Consider the following 15609-nt stretch of genomic DNA (forward strand, 5'->3'; position numbering starts at 1 on the left):
GACCTAGTCCTCGCGCAGACGCTTCACCAGGGCACTCTTGGCACCCTTGGACTCGAGCTCGGCGAGCACGATCGCGACGGCCTCACGGACCAGTCGGCCGCGATCCACCACGATGCCCTGCGAGCGCCGCAGCGAGAGCCGGGCATGCTCGATCTCGAGGAGCTCCTCGTCGGTGATGTACACCGTCATCTTCGCGTCGTGCTTGACCCGGCCGCTGGGCTTCTTCTCAGCGGGGGCCGCGGCCGTCTGCGGCGCAGGCGCAGGCGCGGGCTCGGGCTCGGCGGTGGGGCGGAAGAGGTCGTCGGCCTTGGGCAGGCTTACTCGGCGCGCCATCGGGCGAGCACCTCCCGGGCCAGCTGGCGGTAGGCCTCGGCACCGTTGGAGGCGGTCGCGAACTCCGTGATCGGCTCACCGGCGACGGTGGCGTCGGAGAACTTCACGGTCCGCTTGATCACCGTGTGGAAGACGGCGTCGCCCCAGGCCTGGACGAGGGTCGACATCACCTCACGGCTGTGCAGGGTGCGGCCGTCGAACATGGTGCCGAGGAAGCCGTCGACCCGGAGCTTGGGGTTGAGCCGCTTGCGGACGCGCTCGATGGTCTCGGTCAGCAGGGCGACGCCGCGCAGGGCGAAGTACTCCGACTCCAGCGGCACGATCACCGAGTCCGAGGCGGTCAGTGCGTTGACGGTCAGCAGTCCGAGGGAGGGCTGGCAGTCGATCAGGATGACGTCGTACTCGGCGACGGCGTCGGAGAGCTTGTCCTTGAGCACCTGCTCGCGGCCGACCTCGGAGACCAGCTGGATCTCGGCGCCGGCCAGGTCGATCACGGCAGGCAGGATGTCCATGCCCTCGATCGAGGTGGGCTGGACGATCTCCTTCCAGGAGACGTCGGAGTCCATCAGCATGTCGTAGGTCGAGATCTCGATCTCGTTCGGGTCGAGGCCGACGCCGACCGAGAGCGATCCCTGCGGGTCGAGGTCGACGAGCAGCACCCGACGGCCGTACTCGACCAGGGCGGCACCGAGGTTGATCGTCGTCGTCGTCTTGCCGACGCCGCCCTTCTGGTTGCACATCGAGACGATGCGCGCCCCACCGTGAGCGCTCAGAGGCGCAGGCTCCGGGATCTCCGGGAGCGGACGGCCGGTCGGACCAAGGTCGGTGTCGGACATAGGCGCGAGGTTATCAGCGGGCGGGTTCGGCTCGGCACCCGACGGCATCAGGTTTCGTCCTCAGAGCGGGCGCGAGCTCTCCACCGTCGTGGCGTAGTCGGGGTGCTTGTCGATCCAGCCCTTGATGAACGGGCACAGCGGCACGACGGCCAGCCCACGACGGCGTACGTCGTCGAGCAGACCGCGGGCCAGCGCCGAGCCGAGCCCCTGGCCGGCGTACGCCGGATCGGTCTCGGTGTGCAGGAAGATGATCACGTCCCGCGAGAGCGTGTAGGTGCTGAACCCGGCCAGCTGGCCGTCCTTGAACACCTCGTAGCGGTTCTCGGCGGGGTTGTCCCGCACCTCGACGGCGGAGGCGGCTGCATCGTTCACGAGGATCAACCTACCTGCCGCCGCCGACAGAACCCGGGCTCAGCCGCCGAGCCGATGGAAGTCGGTCACCGTCAGTGCCGCCTCGCCCAGCAGGTCCGAGGCGTCCAGGTCCACGATCGCGTCGATCACCCAGTCGTGGTGCCCCTCGGGGTCGGCCAGGGTCTGACGCACCCGGCGGATCCGGCGCCCCTCCTCGACCCCGTCGGTGATGTCGAGGAACTGCGGCCCGCGGGCGTCGGCCTCGAGGCGGACGTCGTTGTGCTCGGTGAAGTACTCCTCCATCGCCGCGTCCCAGCGGGCGTGGGTCATCTCCGGCTCCCGCGGCGGGTCGAACCGGGCCGCGTCGAGGCGGTCCAGGTCGGCCAGCTGACGGACCTTGTCGTAGGCGACCAGCTCGACCCGGCGCCACAGCGCGTTGCGCAGCATCACGGTGAACGCGGGCTGTGCCGAGAGCGGACGCGGCGGGGGCGGCGGTGCGTGACCGGCGACCGCTGCACTGACATGGCTGGGGTCGCTGAGCGCCTGCCACTCGTCGAGCAGCGAGGAGTCGATCTGATGGATCGTCTCGGCCAGCCAGTCGATCAGGTCGTCCAGGGTCTCGGTGTGATGGGCCTCCGGGACGGTGTGCACCAGGGCCTTGTAGGCGTCGGTGATGTAGCGCAGCACCAGGCCCTCGGAGCGGGCCAGGTCGTAGCGGGAGACGAAGTCGTTGAACCCCATCGCGTGCTCCCACATCATCCGCACGATGGACTTCGGCTCCAGGGCGTCGTCGGAGAGCCACGGGTGCGGGGCGCGGTAGATCTCGAACAGCGGCTCCAACACGTCGGCCAGCGGGCGCGGCCAGGTGACCTTCTCGGCCTCGGCCATCCGCTCCTCGTAGTCGACGCCGTCGGCCTTGAGCTCGGCGATCACCTCACCGCGTGCGGCGTGCTGCTGGGCGAAGAGGATCTGGCGCGGACCCTCCAGCGTCGCCTCGATCACCGACAGCACATCGAGCGCGTACGTCGCCGCGTCGACGTCCAGGGTCTCCAGAACCTCCAGGGCGAAGTGCGACAGCGGCTGGTTGAGGGCGAAGTCACTCGGCAGTGCCTCGGTGACGACGTACCGGCGATCGAACTCGTCGGGCTGGTCCAGCCGCGTCACGACGCCGGATGCCACCAGCGAGCGGGTCAGGCGCAGCGCCCGGCGGGCCAGTCGCAGCTGGATCCGGCGCGGCTCGTGGTTGCCCATCAGCAGGTGCCGCATCACCGCGAACGCGTCCTCCTCGCGGGAGAGCACGTTGAGCAGCATGGCGTGGTCGACCTTCATCCGGCTGACCAGCGCCTCGGGCTCCCCCGCGACCAGCTTCTCGAAGGTCTTCTCGGTCCACACCACCGAACCCTCGGGTGCCTTCTTGAGCTGCGGCTTGGAGGCCCGCTTGGCCCGCTGGGCGTCGCTCATCGCCGCGTTCTTGGCCGCCGACTTGGCCTTGGCCTTCTCGTTCTCGATGACGTGCTCGGGTGCCTGCACCACGACCGACCCGACCGTGTCGTAGCCGGCCCGACCGGCACGTCCGGCGATCTGGAGGAACTCACGGGTGCGCAGCACACGCATCCGGGAGCCGTCGTACTTGGCCAACGCCGTGAAGAGCACGGTGCGGATCGGCACGTTGATGCCGACGCCGAGGGTGTCGGTGCCGCACACGATCCGGAGCAGACCGGCCTGGGCCAGCTGCTCGACCAGGCGCCGGTAGCGCGGCAGCATCCCGGCGTGGTGCACCCCGATGCCCTGCTTGAGCAGCTGGGTCAGGGTCTTGCCGAAGCCGGAGCCGAACGGCACCCCGGCCAGGCGCTCCTTGAGCTCCTCGGACGGCTTCGGGATCCAGGTCGAGCCGAGCAGGCCGGTGGCGTGGGCGACGGCGGCGGCCTGGGTGAAGTGGACGACGTAGACCGGGCCCTGGCCGGTCGTGACCAGCTCGGACAGCGTGTCGGCCAGAGGCTCCAGGGACCAGGTGAAGTCCAGGGGCACCGGGCGCTCGGCGTCGTTGACCAGGCTGACCTCGCGGCCGGTGCGTCGGGTCAGGTCGGCGGCGATCTCCGAGGTGTCCCCCAGGGTCGCCGACATCAGCAGGAACTGTGCCTGGGGCAGCTCCAGCAGCGGCACCTGCCAGGCCCAGCCACGCTCGGGCTCGCCGTAGTAGTGGAACTCGTCCATCACGACCAGGCCGACGTCGGCGTGCCGGCCCTCGCGCAGCGCGAGGTTGGCCAGCACCTCGGCGGTGCAGCAGATGATCGGCGCATCGGCGTTGACCGAGGCGTCACCGGTGAGCATGCCGACGTTGTCGGCACCGAAGATCGCGCAGAGCTCGAAGAACTTCTCGTTGACCAGCGCCTTGATCGGGGCGGTGTAGAAGGAAACCCGGTCGGTCGCCAGCGCCGCAGCGTGGGCGGCGACGGCGACCAGGGACTTCCCCGAGCCGGTCGGCGTCGCCAGGATGACGTGATCGCCGCCCAGCAGGGCGAGCGTGGCCTCCTCCTGGTGCGGATACAGACTCAGACCACGACTCGCGGCGTACGTCGTCACCGCGTCGAGCACCGCCTCCGGGCTCGCTCCGGCATTCGGCCACACAGGCGTCGGTCGGGGGGCGTTCATCTGGTCACCGTGCTCTCGGGTGGGCGGTGGCGAAGACCTCGCGGAGGTTGTCCACCGTCACCATCGTGTAGATCTGGGTCGTCGTCACCGAAGCATGGCCGAGCAGCTCCTGGACGACACGGACGTCGGCACCTCCGTCGAGGAGGTGGGTGGCGAAGGAGTGTCGCATCGTGTGCGGCGACACGTCGCGGGTGATCCCGGCACGCTCGGCGGTGCGGTTGAGCACCGTCCACGCCGACTGCCGTGAGAGCCGCCCGCCGCGGGCGTTGAGGAAGACGGCGCCGCCGCTGCCGCGCGGGTCGGTCGCCTCGGCGGCGATCAACGGACGGCCGCGGACCAGCCACGCCTCCAGCGCCTCGCGGGCGTAGGAGCCGACCGGCACCAGCCGTTCCTTGCCGCCCTTGCCACGCAGCAGCACGGTGCCGCCGGCCGGATCGTCCAGGTCGACGTCGTCGAGATCGAGGCCGACCGCCTCGGAGATCCGGGCACCGGTGCCGTAGAGCACCTCCAGCAGCGCCTTGTCGCGCAGGCCGAGCACCGTCTCGGTGTTGACCGCGGCGAGGATCGCCTCCACGTCGCCCAGCGGCAGCGCCTTGGGCAGTCGCTTGGCAGGCCGCGGCGGCCGGACCGCTGCGGCAGGATCGGTGGTGGTGAGCCCGTCGGCGAGGGCGAACTTGTGGAAGCCCCGGACCGCGACCAGCATCCGTGCCCGCGACGTCGTGCTCAGCGCGGGGTGCTCGGGGCTGCCCTCGGCCAGACGCATCTGGTACTCGGTGATGGTCGACTCCGTGACGGAGCCGAGGTCCTCGATCCCGACGCCGGCCAGGAAGTCGAGGTAGCGCCCGAGGTCGCGACGGTACGCCTGCAGGGTGTTGGCCGAGAGGCCACGCTCCACCGAGAGGTGGTCGAGCCACAGACGGACGGCCCGAGCGGGCGGAAGGCTCACAACTGGCCGCGCCGCGACATCACGTTGTACGCCAGGACGGCGTTGATCAGGGCGCCGTCACGCACCCGACCGGAGACGACGTCGTCGAGCAGGTCGACGAACCGGATCCACTCGGGAACCAGGTCGATCTCCTCGTGCTGGAGCTCGAAGTCACCGCGGTCGACCGGGGTCAGGTCCCGGGCCAGGAAGAGGCTGTAGCGCTCGTTGGTAATCCCCGGGGAGACGAAGTAGTCGAGCATCGGGGTCCACGAGGCCGCAGCGAACTGGGCCTCCTCGCGCAGCTCGCGCTGGGCGACGTCGAGCGGGTCCTCGCCGGCCCCGTCGATCACCCCGGCGGGCAGCTGCACCATCCGGTGCTGGACGCCGTGCCGGTACTGGCGCAGCACCAGCACCCGGAATTCGTCGTCGAGCGCGAACACGATGGCCGCACCGGGGTGGTCCACGACCAGCCGGCTGAAGCTCTCGCCGCCCTCGGGGCGGGTGATCACGTCCTTGCGGACGTCGATCACCCACTCCGAGAAGACCACCTCCGAGGAGAGGACCGGCCAGGACTCGGGTACGTCCATCGGGTTCGCGCTCATCGTCACGACCTCACACAGCCGGGGCGTCGACCGTCTCGGCGGTCTCCGCCTCGCGGTAGAGGCCGCTCTCGTCGATCGGGAAGCGCTGCTCCTTCTGGCGGGTGATCGCGGCAGCGATCAGTCCGGCGAAGAGCGGGTGCGGGCGGGTCGGACGCGACTTGAGCTCGGGGTGCGCCTGGGTCGAGATGTAGTACGGGTGCACCTCGCGGGGCAGCTCGACGAACTCGACCAGGTTGTTGTCCGGGCTGGTGCCGGAGAAGACCAGGCCGGCCTCCTCGAGCCGCTCACGGTAGGCGTTGTTGACCTCGTAGCGGTGACGGTGACGCTCGGAGATCGTCGCCTCGCCGCCGTACACCTCGCGGGCGATCGAGCCCTCCTTGAGGGCTGCGGGGTAGGCGCCCAGACGCATCGTGCCGCCCAGATCGCCGGCACCCTCGACGTACGCCATCTGCTCGGCGATCGTGGCGATCACCGGCTCCGGCGTCTCGGGGTCGAACTCGGTGGAGCCGGCCTTGGTCAGGCCGAGGACCTCGCGGGAGTACTCGATCACCATCGACTGCAGGCCCAGGCAGATGCCCAGCGTGGGGATGCCGTTCTTGCGGGCGTAGGTGAGGGCGCCGAGCTTGCCCTCCAGGCCACGGATGCCGAAGCCGCCGGGGACCAGGACGGCGTCGACGTCGCTGAGGTTCTTGGCGGCACCAGCCGGGGTGGCGCACTCGTCGGACGGGATCCAGCGGATGGTGACCCGGGCCTCGTTGGCGAAGCCACCGGCCTTGAGCGCCTCGGCGACCGAGAGGTAGGCGTCTGGCAGGTCGATGTACTTGCCGACCAGGGCGACCTCGACCTCCTCCTTGGGGTGGTGCACCTTGCGCAGCAGGTCGTCCCAGATGGACCAGTCGACGTCGCGGAACGGCAGGCCGAGCTTGCGCACCAGGTAGGCGTCGAGACCCTCGCGGTGGATCACCTTCGGGATGTCGTAGATGCTCGGGGCGTCGGCGCAGGTGATGACGGCCTCGTCGTCGACGTCGCACATCAGGGCGATCTTGGACTTGATCGACTCCGGCAGCTCCCGGTCCGAGCGGCACACGATCGCGTCGGGCTGGATGCCGATCTGGCGCAGCGCCATCACCGAGTGCTGGGTCGGCTTGGTCTTGAGCTCCTTGGACGGCCCGATGTAGGGCACCAGGGAGACGTGCACGAAGAAGACGTTGTCGCGACCGAGCTTCTGTCGGACCTGTCGCGCCGACTCCAGGAACGGCAGCGACTCGATGTCGCCGACGGTGCCACCGATCTCGGTGATGCACACGTCGATGTCGGAGCCGTGCATCGCCAGGATGCGGTCGCAGATCTCGTTCGTGATGTGCGGGATCACCTGCACGGTCTCGCCGAGGTAGTCGCCGCGGCGCTCCTTGGCGATCACGTTGGAGTAGACCTGCCCCGTGGTGACGTTCGCGTTGCCGACCAGGTCGACATCGAGGAACCGCTCGTAGTGACCGATGTCCAGGTCGGTCTCGGCCCCGTCGTTGGTGACGAAGACCTCACCGTGCTGGAACGGGTTCATCGTGCCCGGGTCCACATTGAGATACGGATCGAGCTTCTGCATGGTGACGCGCAGTCCGCGCGAGCGGAGAAGACGGCCCAGGCTGGATGCCGTGAGGCCCTTCCCGAGCGAGGAGGCGACGCCTCCGGTGACGAATACGTGCTTGGTACTAGACCCCGACCTCATGGAGTTCGATCCTATCCCAGAGGGAGCGTCCCGTCCGAACCGGACGCGCCAAAGGATCCCCCGGGCGACGTGATCTGCCTCGCGAGGAGCAGCACCGAACCGATCCGGCCGGCTGCGGTCTCGACGCCGTCGAAGGTGCCGACCGGGAGGGAGGCGGCTCGCACGGCGGCGACGTCCTTGGACCGGGCGACACCGGCCAGCACCAGGCCGCGGCTCTTGGAGCGCAGTCCAGTCAGCACGCCGGTGAGGATCGGGGTGTCGACATGGTCGCCACCGACGACCAGGGTCAGGGTGGCGAGGTTGCCCGTGATCGGTGCCGAGATCAGCTCACCGGCGTCGAACGTCTCGCGCAGGGTGGCCGCAGCGGGAGTCACCGGGGTAGGCGCCGCCGTGGTCGTGAGCGCGACGCCGAGCAGGGCGCCGATCCGCGGGTACGTCGTCAGCGTGGCGTCCACCACGCCCGGCGTCTGAGCGAGGATCTGGGTGCCCAGGGAGTCGATCAGCGCCTTCTCCCCGGGGTTGGTGAAGGTGTCGGTGAGCTTGGCGGTGGAGGCCACCGCTCCCCCGGCTGCGGTGATGTCGGCGCTCAGGCCGCGGACGGTGGCGTCACTGGCACCGGGCAGGACCACCAGGGTGACGGTCTGACCGGTGAGCTTGCCGGCCAGCACCGACGGCGCTACCGAGGTGGCCAGGGCGCTGTCGAGCGGGTCGGAGCTACGCGAGGCCGAGGCGGACGCACTGACCGGATGACGTTCCTCGTCGATCTTGTCGCCAAGTGGGCCGGTGCCCAGGGCGATCCCGATCGCGAGCGCGAAGAGCACCAGGACGGCGACGACGAGCTTCCGCATCAGAACCACCCCTGCAGGGTGTCGAGCCAGGCCTGACCGATCGGCGTGGCGGCGATCGCCAGCGCGAGACCGGCCACCCCGGCCACGCCGAGGGTGACGACGTGCCAGGGCCTCACCCGGCCGGTGTAGAGCAGAGGGACGGTGCTGGCGTCGACGTAGCGCCCGCCGATCGCCAGCCGGGCCAGGAACGCCCCGGCGAGACCGGGCCGCTGCCGGTCGAGGAAGTCAGCCAGCGAGGCCGGCAACCCCGCCCCGACCACGACCGAGGCCTGCAGGGCACCGGCCAGGAGGACCGCGACGTCGTCACCGTTGGCCTGGGTGCGGACCAGGCGTGGTTCGACGCCACTGCGTCCGAGGGCCTCGGCCGCCTCGGTCGACGTACCGGCGTCGTTGACCAGCACGACCACGCTGGCGGCCTTGAGCACCTTGCTGGCGGGCAGCCGGTCGGCTTCGGAGATGACGATGACGTCGGCCTGGATCCGGTGGGCGCGGAGTCGGTCCGCGGCCGCGTCGACGGCGATCACCGCCGGACGCTCCTGGGAGACGAAGGAGCGCAGGTGGACAATCTCGGCCGGGTGGGCCTGGCCGACGACCAGGGTCGGGCGTCCCTGCAGGGCTGTCGGCATCGCGGGCAGGCCCTCGCCCTCCAGGAGGAGGTCGAGGTCGCGGCGGATCAGCTCGGCGCTGTTGCGGGTGAAGGTCTCGACGTGCGCTGCCAGACCAACGTCGGCGCGCTCCATCTCGGCCTTGATGTGCTCGGCGGTGACATCACGTCCGGCGACGAGCAGGTCGGTCCCGGTGAAGATGCTGCCCTCGTGCAGCCGGATCTCCCCGGGGTTGTCGGCCAGTCGGGCGTACGCCGACGAGCCGACCCCGTCGACGACGACGATGCCCGCCTCGGCCAGCACCGCCGGTCCGAGGTTGGCGTAGCGCCCCGAGAACATCGGTTGGGCGTTGACCACCGCGACGACACCAGCGCGCACCAGCGCCTCGGCGGTCGGACGGTCGAGATCTCGGTGATCGATCACGGCGACATCGCCCCGGTTGAGCCGGGGAAGGAGCGACTTGGTCGGACGACCGACCCGCGCAGGACCGGTCACACCGAGAGCAGGAACGGTGGGCCGGGTGGAGATCTTCATAACCCCGTCATGGTCGCATCCGAGCCGTCCCCAATCCGCCAACCCGAGGTCGGTGGGCGTGTCAGATGCCGCCTGGCACCGCCGGTCCTGTGGGAAGCCTCACAGTGCGTTGCGGGCGACGTCGAGCAGCTCGCGGGCATGGGCCAGCGCCGTGTCGGAGTCGGCCATCCCGGCGAGCATCCGGGACAGCTCGCGCTCGCGACCGGCATCGTCGAGGAGCGTCAGACCCGAGCTGGTGACGGTGCCGTCGTGCGACTTCTCCACGATCACATGCCGGTCCGCGTACGCCGCCACCTGCGGGAGATGGGTGACGACCAGGACCTGAGCAGTGCGGGCGAGCTTCGCCAGCCGGCGCCCGACCTCGACCGCGGCAGCGCCGCCGACCCCGGAGTCGACCTCGTCGAAGACGAACGTGGGCACCGGGCTGGTCCCCGCCAGCGCGACCTCCAGGCCGAGCATGACCCGGGAGAGCTCACCGCCCGAGGCACCCTTGTGCAGCGGACGCGGGTCGGAGCCGGTGTTGGCCGCGAGCAGGAACTCGACGTCGTCGACGCCACCGGAGCCGAACCGCAGGTGACGCGTGCCGACGGCCAGCGGTGCCTTGCCGGTCGCGGGGTCCGCCTCGATCTGGGAGACCACGATGGTGACCCTGGCGTGCGGCATGGCGAGGTGCCCGAGCTCGGCGGTGACCTCGGCGGAGAGCCGGGCGGCGGCCTCGGTGCGGAGCGTGCTGAGCCGCTGTGCGAGGTCGGCCAGCTCGGACCTGACCTGGGCACGCCGGCGGCGCAGCTGCTCGATCCGCTCGTCGGTGCCGTCGAGGTCGAGGAGGCGGTCGGAGGACTCCGCGGCCCAGGCCAGCACCTCGTCGATGGTCTCGCCGTACTTGCGGGTCAGCGCGCCGAGCGCTGCGCGGCGCTCGGAGACGGTGGCCAGCCGCATCGGGTCGGTCTCGACCGAGGTGGCGTAGGACGCGACGTCGGCAGCGAGGTCGGAGAGCAGGTAGGTGAGCTCGCCGACCCGGTCGGCGAGGGTGGCTGCCTCGGGGTCGTGGGCGCGCACCCCCTCGAGCTCGGTGCGGGCCGCGGCCAGGGCGCCGAGCGCGTCGGGGTGACCGTCCTCGGAGGAGAGCGCCTCGCGGGCGTTCTCGGCGGCTCGGCGCAGGGTGTCGGCGAAGCCGAGCCGCGCCTCCTCGGTGGCGAGCTGGACGTCCTCGCCCGGCTGGGGGTCGACGGCCTCGACCTCGCCGACGCCGAAGCGGAGCAGGTCGGCCTCGCGGGCACGTTCACGGGCCGAGGCACTGACCTCGGCCAGCTCGGTCTCGACCGCGACCAGGTCGCGGTAGCGCTGGGTGTACTCCCCCAGCACCTCGGCCAGCGCGGGCCCACCGAAGCGGTCCAGGGCGTCGCGCTGTGCTCGGCCCTGGAGCAGCCGGTGCTGGTCGGACTGGCCGTGGACGGCGACGAGGGGCTCGCTGACGCCGGCAAGGGTGGTGATCGGCACCGCGGCGCCGCCGACGAAGGCACGGGAACGTCCCTCGGCCGCGACGGTGCGGGCCAGCAGGACGGAGTCGTCCTCGACCTCGCCACCGGCCTCGGTGACGGCGTCGACGAGGCCGGGCAGGCCGGCGGTGCTGATCAGTCCCTCGACCCGGGCACTCTTGGAGCCGCGTCGGACCGAGCCGGCGTCGGCGCGTCCGCCGAGCAGCAGTCCGAGCGCCGTCACGACCATCGTCTTGCCCGCGCCGGTCTCACCGGTGATGACGGTCAGGCCGGGTCCGAGCTCGAGCACGGAGGAGTCGATCACGCCCAGGGAGCTGATCCGAAGCTCCTCAATCATCGCTGCTCCCCCGGCGCGAGGCCACGCCGCGCCAGCCCTCGACGGGCAGGTCGAACTTGGCCACCAGGCGGTCGGTGAACGGCGCCTGGTGGAGCCGGACCAGACGGACCGGACGGTCACCGCGGGTGACCTCGATCCGGGCGCCGGGCGGCAGGTCGACGGCTCGACGGCCGTCGCACCACAGCACTCCGGCGCCGTTGGTCGTCTTGATCACCTCGACCGCCATCGTCGAGGTGGGCGAGACCACCAGCGGGCGGGCGAAGAGGGCATGGGCGCTGATCGGCACCATCAGCAGGGCCTCCACCGAGGGCCACACGATCGGGCCACCGGCAGAGAAGTTGTAGGCGGTCGAGCCGGTCGGGGTGGCACAGACCACGCCGTCGCAGCCGAACCGGGACAGCGGACGTCCGTCGATCTCGATGACGACCTCGAGCATGCGCTCGCGTGCCGCCTTCTCCACGCTCGCCTCGTTGACAGCGAAGGTGCGGAAGACCTCGTCGCCGTCATTGGTCACCTTCACGTCGAGGGTGAGTCGATCCTCGATGGTGTAGTGCCGGTGGACGATCGCATCGAGCACGGTGCCGACGTCCTCGACCTCGGCCTCGGCGAGGAAGCCGACGTGGCCCAGGTTGACCCCCAGGACCGGCACGTTGCTGCCGTGGGTGACCTCGGCGGCGCGCAGGATCGACCCGTCCCCGCCGATCACGAGGACCAGCTCGCAGTCCTCGGCGGTCTCGCCCAGCTCGACGCCGGGCACGAAACCGCGCGGCGCGAGGCCGAGCTCGGCCGACTCGTCGGCCGGCATCCGGACGATGATGCCGTGCTCCTCGAGCGCCTTGGTGAACTGTGCCGCGACCGCGCGCGCCTCAGGCCGACCCGTGTGGGTCAGCATCAGCACACGGCGGACGACATCCGCAGGGGTGGTCATGGCTGCAGCCTCTCAGACTGGTCCGACACTTCGGGGCGTTCTTCCCCAGGAAGGCTGAGGCCGACCTTGTTCACGACCGCCTCGGTGATCTCGTCATCGGTGATCGTGGGCTCGCCGCGACGCAGCCAGAGGAAGAACTCGACGTTGCCCGAGGGGCCCGGCAGCGGACTGGTGGTCACCGCCCGCGCACCCCACCCGCGGGCAGCGGCGGCATGGGCGACGGAGACGACGGCCTCGGCGCGGAGCGCGGAGTCACGCACGACGCCGCCCTTGCCGACCCGGTCCTTGCCAACCTCGAACTGGGGCTTCACCATCAGAGCGAGGTCGCCGTCAGGCTGCATCACGCCGAGCAGCGCGTCCAGGACGAGCTCGAGGGAGATGAAGGAGAGGTCACCAACGATGAGGTCGACGGGGCCGCCCATCGACTCCGGTGTGATCTCACGGATGTTGGTCCGGTCGTGGATCACCACCCGCTCGTCGGACTGGAGCTTCCAGGCCAGTTGGCCGTAGCCGACGTCGACGGCGAGCACCTGGGCGGCGCCGTTGCGCAGCAGCACCTCGGTGAAGCCACCGGTGGAGGCACCGGCGTCCAGACAGCGGCGTCCCTGGACGCTCAGCCCGAGGGCCCCGAACGCCGTCAGTGCGCCGACGAGCTTGTGCGCACCCCGGGAGACGTAGTCGGGGCTGAGCGGGTCGGGGCGGACCACGATCGCGACATCGGTGGTGACGCCGGTCGCGGGCTTGGTCGCCACCGCACCGGAGACTGTCACACGACCTGCAGCGATCAGCTCCGAGGCGTGTTCGCGGGATCGGGCCAACGAACGACGCACCAGCTCGGCGTCGAGTCGTAGGCGGCGGGGGCTTCCGGCATGGGCCATCGTCAGTCGTCTTCACTAGCGGCCGGAGCCGCATCGGTCGGTGCGTCCAGAGCGCGACGCAGTTGCTCGTGAGCCCGCTCGAAGACGCCCACCTGGGCCTCGGGCGGCAGGTCTGCCGCGGCTTCGACGGACTCCAGGATCGAGTCGACCAGCGGCACACCGGTACGCACCTGCGCTGCCGCCACCGTGGCCTCGATCCCCTCAGTCATGTCGAGAAGGTTACCGACCCGTCGGCGGGGTGAGGGCATCGACATTCGCGACCGTCCCGGTGCTGTCAGCGACCTGCCATGCCGCAGCGGCCACGGCCCGCCACCAGTCGTCGACGGCGCCCTCGCCCTCGACCTTCAGGGCACCGGCCTGGATCGTGACCCGCCAGCCGCCGCAGGTGACCTCGTCCGCAGCGCTCACGACCTCGCTCGGCTCGCGCACCAGACCGCCGAGGTCGGCAGCGACGTACGTCGGCCTCTCCTCGCCCCGGGCCGCAGCAAGGTCGGCGACGCCGGTGACCCCGGTCATCACCAGCAGCGTGTCGACCCCGGCATGGGCGCCACCGGCGATGTCGGTGTCGAGCCGGTCCCCGACCATCAGTGGACGCTCTCCCCCGACCCGGCGGATGGTCTCGTCCAGCAGCGGGCGGTCGGGCTTGCCCGCGACGACCGGGGTGACGCCGCTGAAGCCCTGCAGCAGCTCCACCATCACGCCGTTGCCGGGGGCGGTGCCGAAGGCGGTGGGGATCGTGAGGTCGGTGTTGGTGGCGACCCACCACAGCCCCTCCTTGATCCGGACCGCGGCCCGCATGATCTGGCGCCAGGTCACCTCGGGGGCGTAGCCGTTGACGATCGCGACGGCACTGACGTCGTCGACCGCGACCGGGACCAGGCCGACCGCCTCGAGGGCAGCCAGCAGACCGTCGGAACCGAGGGTGGCGATCCGGCTTCCGGCCGGAAGCCGGTCTGCCAGGACCCGTGCAGCGGCCTGGGCCGAGGTGACGACGTCGGCCGGCGTGGCGGGGACGCCGAGCTCCACCAGGTGATCGGAGACGGTCTCGGGACGCCGTGCGGCGTTGTTCGTCACGAACGCCAGGCGGGCCCCGGCGCCGCGGGCCTGGGCCAGGTACTCCGGTGCACCGGGCACCGCTGCCCCGCCGATGTAGACCACCCCGTCGAGGTCCAACATCACCACGTCATATCGGTTGATCAGGGCGCGGCCAGCGGTCGACTCCATGCCGGTCACCCTACGATGGTGCGATGGACATGCGAACGGTGGTGCCACCGTCCCTCGCGGGTCCACTCCAGCTCACGCCGTTCGCGGCGACCCTGATGCAGCCGGTCCTCGTCGGGGACCCTGCCTCTGCCCGGCTGTTCGCCCGCCCCTGGAAGGGCGTCGAGGCACGTATCGAGCAGTGGGACCGCCGACGTCGGCTGATGCAGGACTCCGATCCTGCCCTCTATCTGCACGAGTACAGCGACGGCGTCACCACGGTCCGTGGCCTGGTCGGTCTGCTTGAGCTCACTACCCGTGCCGTCGACGCGAGCGTGGCTGCGGTCGTCCCGCACGAGGAGATCCACCCGCGCCAGTCCGACGAGCTGGTCGACCGGATGGCGCAGATGGCACTGCAGCCGGCCCCGATCCTGCTGGTGCACCGCGGCTCCGCTGCCCTGAAGTCGCTGCTGGCTGCGGTCGTGCTGGAGGCACCCACGCGCCAGTACGCCGATCACGCAGGCCACCCACACCGGATCTGGGCCCTGCGCGATCCTGATCTCCTCACCTCCGTCAGCGAGGCGATGGCGTCGTCGCGAGCGATGATTGCCGACGGTCACCACCGCTACGCGGCGTATCTGCGGATGCAGGCACGCATCCCCGGGGGTGCCTACGACCGAGGGCTGGCGTTCCTGGTGGACCAGGACGTGACGCCGTTGGCGGTCGGGGCGATCCATCGGGTCCTCCCCCGCGTGACGCTAGCCGACATCCAGGCGGCGGCCCGGTCGATCGGCGCGCCGTTCCAGTTCCGTCCGCACGAGCTGCGCCCCGACGCGAAGCGTCAGCGCGTCGTGGTGACCGACGGCCGTCGGTGGGCGACACTCGACCTCACCCCGACCAACGGCCGTGCGCTGGTCGAAGCGCTCCACGAGCGTCTGATCCCGGCGCTGCCCCGGGGGCCGTGGGACATCGAGTTCCACCACGAGCACGACGCAGCCCTGGACGCCCTGCGTCACCGGAGCGCCGTGGCGCTCCTGCTTCCTCCCCCGGCCTTCGACGACATCTCGACAGCAGCCTTCAGTGGCCGCACGCTGCCGGAGAAGGCGACCTCCTTCCAGCCGAAGCCGGCGGTGGGATCGCTGATGCGCATCATCCGCTGAGCGCGACGGCTTTCGAAATGGCAGCAGGGCCATCCCGTGAACGGGATGGCCCTGCGCATAAAGTATGTCCGGCGGCGTCCTACTCTCCCACAACCTCGCGGTTGCAGTACCATCGGCGCTGAGAGGCTTAACTTCCGGGTTCGGGATGGGACCGGGTGTTTCCCTCTCGCTATGGCCGCCGTAACTCTAGCGATC

At 70.6% G+C, this 15609-nt stretch carries 15 protein-coding genes and 1 rRNA gene; 1 reads left to right on the top strand and 15 read right to left on the bottom strand.

The features are described from left to right. Window positions 1-3: 3 nt before the first annotated feature. From Q1V88_RS18030 to Q1V88_RS18095, 14 genes are all read right to left on the bottom strand, one after another. Window positions 4-333 carry a hypothetical protein gene (locus tag Q1V88_RS18030; protein ID WP_300683000.1) on the bottom strand — a complete coding sequence of 110 codons (330 nt, stop codon included), beginning with the start codon at window positions 331-333 and terminating at the stop codon, window positions 4-6. After that, window positions 318-1169 (bottom strand): AAA family ATPase, encoded by an 852-nt coding sequence (locus tag Q1V88_RS18035; protein WP_300683003.1) that lies wholly within the window; start codon window positions 1167-1169, stop codon window positions 318-320. The genes Q1V88_RS18030 and Q1V88_RS18035 overlap by 16 nt, the downstream gene beginning before the upstream one ends. A 60-nt stretch (window positions 1170-1229) precedes the next feature. After that, a complete protein-coding gene (locus Q1V88_RS18040) occupies window positions 1230-1541 on the bottom strand; it encodes a GNAT family N-acetyltransferase (protein WP_300683005.1) in 312 nt (103 codons plus the stop codon). Window positions 1542-1580: 39 nt separating this feature from the next. Beyond that, window positions 1581-4172 (bottom strand): RNA helicase, encoded by a 2592-nt coding sequence (locus Q1V88_RS18045; protein WP_300683008.1) that lies wholly within the window; start codon window positions 4170-4172, stop codon window positions 1581-1583. 4 nt (window positions 4173-4176) lie between these two features. Beyond that, window positions 4177-5118 carry a site-specific tyrosine recombinase XerD gene (gene xerD / locus Q1V88_RS18050; protein WP_300683010.1) on the bottom strand — a complete coding sequence of 314 codons (942 nt, stop codon included), beginning with the start codon at window positions 5116-5118 and terminating at the stop codon, window positions 4177-4179. Next, window positions 5115-5699, bottom strand: coding sequence for an NUDIX hydrolase (locus Q1V88_RS18055; RefSeq protein ID WP_300683012.1), 585 nt, complete (start codon window positions 5697-5699; stop codon window positions 5115-5117). The genes xerD and Q1V88_RS18055 overlap by 4 nt, the downstream gene beginning before the upstream one ends. A 10-nt stretch (window positions 5700-5709) precedes the next feature. Next, window positions 5710-7425: a CTP synthase gene (locus Q1V88_RS18060; RefSeq protein ID WP_300683013.1), complete on the bottom strand. Its 1716-nt coding sequence runs from the start codon at window positions 7423-7425 to the stop codon at window positions 5710-5712. A gap of 11 nt (window positions 7426-7436) precedes the next feature. Next, on the bottom strand, window positions 7437-8273 hold the full coding sequence (locus Q1V88_RS18065) for a copper transporter (protein WP_300683015.1): 837 nt from the start codon (window positions 8271-8273) through the stop codon (window positions 7437-7439). Beyond that, window positions 8273-9412, bottom strand: a complete 1140-nt coding sequence (gene steA, locus Q1V88_RS18070; protein WP_300683017.1) for a putative cytokinetic ring protein SteA — start codon at window positions 9410-9412, stop codon at window positions 8273-8275. Before steA ends, Q1V88_RS18065 begins: the two co-directional genes overlap by 1 nt. Window positions 9413-9511: 99 nt before the next feature. Next, complete coding sequence (recN, locus tag Q1V88_RS18075; protein ID WP_300683019.1) at window positions 9512-11248, bottom strand: DNA repair protein RecN; 1737 nt, start codon at window positions 11246-11248, stop codon at window positions 9512-9514. Continuing rightward, window positions 11241-12176, bottom strand: a complete 936-nt coding sequence (locus Q1V88_RS18080) for an NAD kinase (RefSeq protein ID WP_300683022.1) — start codon at window positions 12174-12176, stop codon at window positions 11241-11243. The genes recN and Q1V88_RS18080 overlap by 8 nt, the downstream gene beginning before the upstream one ends. Further along, entirely contained in the window at window positions 12173-13054 is an 882-nt protein-coding gene (locus tag Q1V88_RS18085; RefSeq protein WP_300683024.1) for a TlyA family RNA methyltransferase, read from the bottom strand. Before Q1V88_RS18085 ends, Q1V88_RS18080 begins: the two co-directional genes overlap by 4 nt. Window positions 13055-13056: 2 nt before the next feature. Then, window positions 13057-13263, bottom strand: coding sequence for a hypothetical protein (locus tag Q1V88_RS18090; protein WP_300683026.1), 207 nt, complete (start codon window positions 13261-13263; stop codon window positions 13057-13059). Between the two features lie 10 nt (window positions 13264-13273). Next, window positions 13274-14278: an HAD-IIA family hydrolase gene (locus Q1V88_RS18095; RefSeq protein ID WP_300683029.1), complete on the bottom strand. Its 1005-nt coding sequence runs from the start codon at window positions 14276-14278 to the stop codon at window positions 13274-13276. Window positions 14279-14301: 23 nt separating this feature from the next. On the opposite strand from Q1V88_RS18095, the gene Q1V88_RS18100 reads away from it, so the two are divergent. Then, on the top strand, window positions 14302-15414 hold the full coding sequence (locus Q1V88_RS18100; RefSeq protein ID WP_300683031.1) for a DUF1015 family protein: 1113 nt from the start codon (window positions 14302-14304) through the stop codon (window positions 15412-15414). Window positions 15415-15480: 66 nt separating this feature from the next. Here Q1V88_RS18100 and rrf read toward each other — a convergent pair. After that, window positions 15481-15597 (bottom strand): 5S ribosomal RNA (rrf, locus tag Q1V88_RS18105). Window positions 15598-15609 lie beyond the last annotated feature (12 nt).

Origin of the sequence: Nocardioides sp. (assembly GCF_030150155.1) — a bacterium.
GTDB lineage: Bacteria > Actinomycetota > Actinomycetes > Propionibacteriales > Nocardioidaceae > Nocardioides.